This is a genomic window from Pseudoalteromonas sp. S1727 (genome assembly GCF_005886375.1).
In the GTDB taxonomy this organism is placed as follows: Bacteria; Pseudomonadota; Gammaproteobacteria; order Enterobacterales; family Alteromonadaceae; genus Pseudoalteromonas; species Pseudoalteromonas haloplanktis.
The window spans coordinates 1-5,800 of sequence record NZ_PNDT01000089.1 but is presented as its reverse complement, the minus strand read 5'-3'; the positions used below and the strand labels follow the sequence as shown (position 1 = coordinate 5,800).

Annotated in this window: 8 protein-coding genes; 7 read left to right on the top strand and 1 reads right to left on the bottom strand. The window is 41.0% G+C overall.

From position 1 onward, the window contains the following. Positions 1-49 precede the first annotated feature (49 nt). Positions 50-199: a hypothetical protein gene (locus tag CWB85_RS22505; protein WP_016710055.1), complete on the bottom strand. Its 150-nt coding sequence runs from the start codon at positions 197-199 to the stop codon at positions 50-52. Positions 200-321: 122 nt separating this feature from the next. Between CWB85_RS22505 and rplM the strand changes: the two genes are divergently transcribed. The 7 genes from rplM to CWB85_RS17515 all read left to right on the top strand — a co-directional run bounded on the left by rplM (position 322) and on the right by CWB85_RS17515 (position 5,526). Then, positions 322-750, top strand: a complete 429-nt coding sequence (gene rplM, locus CWB85_RS17545; RefSeq protein WP_002957960.1) for a 50S ribosomal protein L13 — start codon at positions 322-324, stop codon at positions 748-750. A gap of 11 nt (positions 751-761) precedes the next feature. Further along, a complete protein-coding gene (rpsI, locus tag CWB85_RS17540; protein ID WP_016710054.1) occupies positions 762-1,151 on the top strand; it encodes a 30S ribosomal protein S9 in 390 nt (129 codons plus the stop codon). Between the two features lie 633 nt (positions 1,152-1,784). After that, on the top strand, positions 1,785-2,375 hold the full coding sequence (petA, locus tag CWB85_RS17535) for a ubiquinol-cytochrome c reductase iron-sulfur subunit (protein WP_016710052.1): 591 nt from the start codon (positions 1,785-1,787) through the stop codon (positions 2,373-2,375). Beyond that, positions 2,375-3,640 (top strand): cytochrome b, encoded by a 1,266-nt coding sequence (locus tag CWB85_RS17530; protein ID WP_016710051.1) that lies wholly within the window; start codon positions 2,375-2,377, stop codon positions 3,638-3,640. Before petA ends, CWB85_RS17530 begins: the two co-directional genes overlap by 1 nt. Continuing rightward, positions 3,637-4,380, top strand: coding sequence for a cytochrome c1 (locus CWB85_RS17525; RefSeq protein WP_138555577.1), 744 nt, complete (start codon positions 3,637-3,639; stop codon positions 4,378-4,380). The genes CWB85_RS17530 and CWB85_RS17525 overlap by 4 nt, the downstream gene beginning before the upstream one ends. A gap of 79 nt (positions 4,381-4,459) precedes the next feature. Continuing rightward, positions 4,460-5,086: a stringent starvation protein SspA gene (gene sspA / locus CWB85_RS17520; protein ID WP_016710049.1), complete on the top strand. Its 627-nt coding sequence runs from the start codon at positions 4,460-4,462 to the stop codon at positions 5,084-5,086. Further along, on the top strand, positions 5,086-5,526 hold the full coding sequence (locus CWB85_RS17515; RefSeq protein ID WP_016710048.1) for a ClpXP protease specificity-enhancing factor: 441 nt from the start codon (positions 5,086-5,088) through the stop codon (positions 5,524-5,526). The genes sspA and CWB85_RS17515 overlap by 1 nt, the downstream gene beginning before the upstream one ends. The last annotated feature ends 274 nt before the right edge of the window (positions 5,527-5,800 follow it).

The following is a 5,800-nucleotide window of genomic DNA, read 5'->3' as shown; positions in this document are numbered from 1 at the left end:
AATTCTGATATTTGTGTTCTTATCGATTAATTATTCTAGCGGATATCGCTTAGCTGATAGCTGATAGCTGATAGCTGATAGCTGATAGCTGATAGCTGATAGAAGAAATTTCTTGTGGAAAAAACAACCGTCGAGTAGCAATGTGGTAAAAGTGCTGGTATACTCCCGCGTCTGCCACGTTGCGTTCTATTGCCTTCATCAGATTAGCCTCTTTTGAATGGCGCTAAAGTCTTAAACTCGAAGGGGTTGGAGCAAACATTTAGAGCGGTAATTAATAATAATTACCTGTGGTTTTAATTGAAAAACATTGGATTTTTATAAATGAAAACGTTTGTTGCTAAACCAGAAACAGTAAAACGTGACTGGTACGTAGTTGACGCTGAAGGTAAAACTTTAGGTCGCATCGCTACTGAAATCGCTCATCGCCTACGCGGTAAGCACAAAGCTGAGTACACTCCACACGTAGATACTGGTGATTACATCATCGTTATCAACGCGGAGAAAGTTACTGTAACTGGTAACAAGTTCAAAGATAAAGTGTACTATGCTCACTCTGGTTTCCCAGGTGGTCTTAAGTCTACTACTTTTGATAAACTTCAAGCTGCAAAGCCTGAAATGATCATCGAGAAAGCTGTTAAGGGCATGTTGCCACGTGGTCCTTTAGGCCGCGCAATGTACCGTAAACTTAAAGTTTACGCGGGTACTGAGCACAACCATGCTGCACAACAGCCTCAGGTTCTAGACATTTAAGGAGCACTAACATGGCAAATCAATACTACGGTACAGGTCGTCGTAAAAGTTCAAGTGCTCGCGTATTCTTACGCCCAGGCACTGGTAACATCGTAATCAACAATCGCTCTTTAGAAGAGTATTTTGGTCGCGAAACAGCACGCATGGTTGTTCGTCAAGCTCTAGGGCTTGTTGATATGACTGAAAAGTTTGATCTTTACATCACCGTTGCTGGTGGTGGTACTACTGGTCAAGCTGGTGCTATCCGTCACGGTATCACTCGTGCACTTATGGAGTTTGACGAGTCACTACGTCCACAACTTCGTAAAGCAGGTTTCGTTACTCGTGATGCACGTAAAGTTGAACGTAAGAAAGTGGGTCTTAAGAAAGCGCGTAAGCGTCCACAGTTCTCAAAACGTTAATATTTACGTTATCAAGAATTCAAAAACCCAGCCGAGGCTGGGTTTTTTGTTTTTGCGGCTATAAAAGTTAGCGATAAGCCTTGAGTTTTATATGGTGGTATTATTTAATCTTGAAAAACTCGCAACTCGCAACTCGCAACTCGCGCTCTCTATAAGTGAATGCAAATTCGCACTTTTTATTAGTAACCAGCAAACTCGCATCAAATATGCGCCTAATAATTAACCTGCTTTGGCCTTTACTGCGTGTAACTCAAAAAAAAGTTCAATAATTATTGTAATAAGTGTAAATCCGTCAGTTAATTGGTGAATTTTTTTGCTACAATTGTCTGGCAAGTAATGTGAGTGAGTTCAACAGCACCATGTGCAGTTTATCTGTTTCCTCTTAGTGAGGTTGATCTTGGTCAGTATATTGTTTTTTAAAGACGCTATTATAACAAACGGCTTCATACTCGAGCCGACCCTATTAATAATTTAATTAAATCGGGTTTATTCGAGCATGGAACTGTGAATAACCTTGTTTTAATCAAGGGTTTTAATTATGATCGCGTCTATTTTAAAATTTCTAAAAATTAACCTGCTGTAACTGATGTTCTCAATATAGCAAGTGTTGGGAATCATAGTGGAGATAAGTGGATGAGCAATGCGCCTGTAGACAATGGCCGACGTCGCTTTTTAACCATAGCTACCTCTGTTGTAGGTGGTGTTGGTGCGGCTGGGGCTGCTGTTCCTTTTATTGCGTCTTGGAATCCAAGTGAGCGAGCTAAATCTGCGGGTGCGCCTGTAGAAGTAGATATCAGCAAGCTTGAGCCTGGGCAATTAATACGTGTCGAGTGGCGTGGTAAACCTGTATGGGTTGTATCACGTACCCCAAAAATGCTTGAGCAGATGAAAGCTCACGAAGATCAACTTCGTGATCCTGCATCTGAAGAGCCTCAACAACCTGAATCAGCTGTAAACGAATACCGTTCAAAACGTCCGGAAATTTTCGTTGCTGTTGGTATTTGTACACACTTAGGTTGTTCACCAGGCTTTTTTGAAGGCAACTTTAGTGAAAAAGTAGAAGGAACCGATGATGGTTTCTACTGCCCATGTCACGGTTCTAAATTTGATATGGCAGGTCGCGTATTCCAAGCGGTTCCAGCACCATTAAATTTAGAAGTACCGCCTTACACCTTTATCGATGACACCACTATTTTAGTGGGCGAAGAAGAAGGGGCTGCCTAATGTTTGGTAAGATTATTGGTTGGATCGACGACCGTATCCCAATGACACGTGTTTGGAACATGCATATTGCACAGTATCCGGCACCAAAAAACTTTAACTTCTGGTACTTCTTTGGCTCTTTAGCTATGTTAGTGCTGGTAAACCAAATCCTAACTGGTATTTGGTTAACGATGAACTTTGTTCCGTCAGCTGAAGGGGCATTTGCTTCTGTAGAATACATCATGCGTGATGTTGAATACGGCTGGTTATTACGTTATTTGCATTCAACCGGTGCATCAGCGTTCTTTATCGTTGTCTATCTACATATGTTCCGTGGCATGATCTACGGTTCTTATCAAAAACCACGTGAATTACTGTGGTTGTTTGGTATGTTTATCTTCTTAGCGCTTATGGCTGAAGCCTTCATGGGTTACTTATTACCTTGGGGTCAAATGTCATTCTGGGGTGCACAGGTAATCATTTCATTATTTGGTGCGATTCCGGTTATTGGTGATGACTTAACGCTTTGGATCCGTGGTGACTACGTAATTTCAGGTGCAACGCTTAACCGCTTCTTCGCACTGCATGTAATTGCGTTACCTTTAGTGATCGTTATCTTAGTATTCTTACATATTGTTGCCCTTCACGAAGTGGGTTCAAATAACCCTGATGGTGTTGAAATCAAACGTAAGAAAGGCTCTGTTGCAGAAGAAGATAAGCCTAAATTTAAATTCCATGAGTATTACACTGACAAGAAAGACATTGTTGATGCGATACCGTTCCACCCATATTACACAGTAAAAGATATTATGGGCGTGGTAGGTTTCTTAATCTTATTTTGTTGGGTTGTGTTTTTTATGCCTGCGATGGGTGGGTTCTTTTTAGAAGCGCCGAACTTTGAGCCAGCAAACCCACTTAAGACGCCTGAACATATTTTCCCTGTTTGGTACTTTACGCCATTCTATGCAATCTTACGTGCAATCCCAGATAAATTAATCGGTGTTGTCGCTATGGGTGCATCGATTGTTGTACTGGCTCTGTTACCTTGGATTGACCGTGGTACAGTTAAATCAGTTCGTTACCGTTGTGGCTTCCATAAATGGAACATCGCAGGTTTTGTGGTGACTTTCGTTTTACTTGGTTGGGTGGGCGCAACTCCACAAACTGATTTGAAAACGATTATCTCGCAAATCTGTACTGTGACTTACTTTATGTTCTTCGTGCTGTTATTTGTATACAGTAAGAATGAAAAAACTAAGCCATTGCCAGAGAGGTTAACGAAATGATGAAGAAGCTAATTATCGGTTTATTTGCTTTATCAATAAACGTATTGCCGGCAATGGCTGCAGGTCCTTCGGTTCAGCTAATGGAAGCGGGCAATGACCTTACAGATCAGCCATCATTGCAACGTGGTGCAAAGTTGTTCATGAATTACTGTCTTGGTTGTCACCAAATGCAGTATCAACGTTATGAGCGTACTTTTCGTGATATCGGTATTCCTACAGAGGTAGGTCTTGAGCAGTTAATTTTTGACGGTTCAAAAGTAGGTAGCCATATTACCAATGCAATTACTAAAGATGATGCTGCAAAATGGTTTGGTGCGGCTCCGCCGGATCTAACAAATGTTGCGCGAGTGCGTGGCAGTGATTGGATTTACACCTATTTAAAATCGTTTTATAAAGATGAATCTCGTCCGTTCGGTGTGAATAATACAATATTCCCATCGGTAGGTATGCCGCATGTTCTACAAGAGCTGCAAGGTTTACCTACGCCTATCACTGAAGAAGTGGAAGAACATGGTCAAACTGTGACTAAAGTTGTTGGCACTAAAACAGATGGCACTGGCGAATTAAGTGTAGATGAGTATGACCAAGCTGTTCGTGATTTAACGAACTTCCTAGAGTACGTAGGTGAGCCTACGCGTCTTGAATCGGAAGCGCTTGGCCTTAAGGTAATCGGATTCTTAATTATCCTCTTTATCTTGTCATTTATGCTGAAGAAAGAATACTGGAGAGATGTTCATTAATCTTGAACATATTTAAAGGTAATTTTGCAATAGGGGCTTAAGCCCCTATTGCTGTTTTTGTTATTTAATGGAGGTAGGCATGGCCGTAGCTGCCAATAAGCGCCCTGTAATGACCCTTTTTTCTGGTGCTAACTGTATGTATAGCCATCAAGTACGCATTGTACTTGCTGAAAAAGGCGTAAGTGTAGATATTCATCTGGCTGAAAAGGACAACCTGCCAGAAGCACTTCATGAAATTAACCCTTACGGTACAGTGCCAACACTGATCGACCGTGAGCTTGGTTTATATCAGGCAAACATCATCATGGAATACCTTGATGAACGTTTTCCTCATCCTCCACTAATGCCTGTTTATCCGGTAATGCGTGGCCGTAGCCGTTTGATGATGCATCGTATCGATACAGACTGGTATAGTTTAGCTGCTAAAATTTACGACAATGGTGCAGAATCTGCTCAAGCACGTAAAGAATTAACAGAAGCTCTACTTGCTGTTTCAGCCATCTTCACCGAAGCGCCATATTTTATGAGCGAAGAATTCAGCTTAGTTGATTGTTACTTAGCGCCGTTATTATGGCGTTTACCAGAGCTTGGTATTGAGTTAACAGGTGCAGGTTCAAAAGAAATGAAAGAATATATGATCCGTTTATTTGAACGTGAATCATTCCAAGCTTCTTTGACTGAAACTGAGCGCGAGATCCGTTTGTAATGACGCCTAATCGTCCTTATTTATTACGCGCTTTCTTTGATTGGATTGTCGATAATCAGTGTACACCGCATTTAGTGGTTAACGCTGATTTTCCAGCAGTACAAATACCAACACAGTTTGTTCAAGATGGTCAAATTGTATTGAATATTAGTCCTTCTGCTGTAACACAATTCTCAATGGATAATCAGCAGTTAAGCTTCAATGCACGTTTTGGCGGTCAGCCAATGCAAGTTTATGTACCAATCGGTGCTGTACTTGCTATCTATGCCCGCGAAAACGGTGAAGGCACGGTGTTTACCGCAGATGAGTTTTTAGAGGACGAAGACGAGTTTGCAGCTGAGTTAGAAAGTGTTGATGTCGCAGATGAATTACTACCTGACGAACCAGCACCAGCTAAGCCAGAAAAGAAAAAAGGCTCACATTTACGTGTTATTAAGTAATATGTAATTGTTTGATAAAAACCGCTTAGTAGCGGTTTTTTTTTATGTCTCGGAGTTTTTCAAGTTAGTTGTCGTATCAAGTTATACCAATCGTGTTAAGTTACTGACCATTTATAGCGACAGATAAATGGAGTGATAACAAGGCACAAATTTTGACATGTAGTTGTTCTACATGAAAAATTTATAACGCAGTTAGCGCTTTATTTAGCCCGCTAGAATGGTTAAATATTTAATTCGATTGTTATAAACGTTTATGCCCCCCGCATTACTTGTT